Below are 681 nucleotides of genomic sequence, written 5' to 3'. Positions count from 1 at the left end.
GGTGGCAGGCACCTCCACGCGGCACGTTCGCTTTCTCGCGGTCCGGGCGAACGTTCACCGTGGCGCTACATCAAGCCTTATGACCAGCTGCTGCAGGCCGATGGCCAGACGCTCTACATCTACGACAAGGACCTGAACCAGGTCACCGAGCGCAAGCTCGACGGCGCGCTGGGCTCCAGCCCCGCCGCGATCCTGTTCGGCAGCAACGACCTGGAAAAGAACTTCGTCGTGAAGAACGGCCCCACCCGCGACGGCGTGGAGTGGCTGGAACTGACGCCCAGGGCCAAGGACACGCAGTTCGAGCGCATCGGCATCGGCTTCAAGAGCGGTAACCTGGTGCCCAAGGGCGCCGATGTGCTCAAGCAGTGAGGCGCCCCATGATCCCAGCATTCCTGACCCTGCCCGCCTGGCGCCGTGGTGCCGCCGGCCTTGCCGCTGCCGCGCTGCTTGCCGCCTGCGCGAGCCAGACCGGCGCCAGCAAGCACTTCGACGTGGATGCCTTCCTGCGCGCCTCCGATACGGCGCTGCCGGAAGTGCTGGCCAATCCGGATTTCCTCGCCGCCACGCAGGCCAGCGCCAACGATTGCGCCGTGCTGCTGCAGTCGGTCAGCAGCGGCGTGCTGGAAGGCTGCCGCTACGGCAGCGAACGCGGCCCGCCTGGCTGCTGCATCCGGCTGGCCG

At 68.1% G+C, this 681-nt stretch carries 2 pseudogenes; both read left to right on the top strand.

The annotated features are described in order from the left end of the window. A pseudogene (locus OR16_RS39170) lies at window positions 1-369 on the top strand (outer-membrane lipoprotein carrier protein LolA); the annotation flags it as partial. A gap of 8 nt (window positions 370-377) precedes the next feature. Next, window positions 378-681: pseudogene (locus OR16_RS39165) on the top strand (hypothetical protein); the annotation flags it as partial.

The organism is Cupriavidus basilensis OR16 (assembly GCF_000243095.1).
Taxonomy (GTDB): Bacteria; Pseudomonadota; Gammaproteobacteria; order Burkholderiales; family Burkholderiaceae; genus Cupriavidus; species Cupriavidus basilensis_D.
This window is presented reverse-complemented; position numbering and strand designations above follow the sequence as displayed.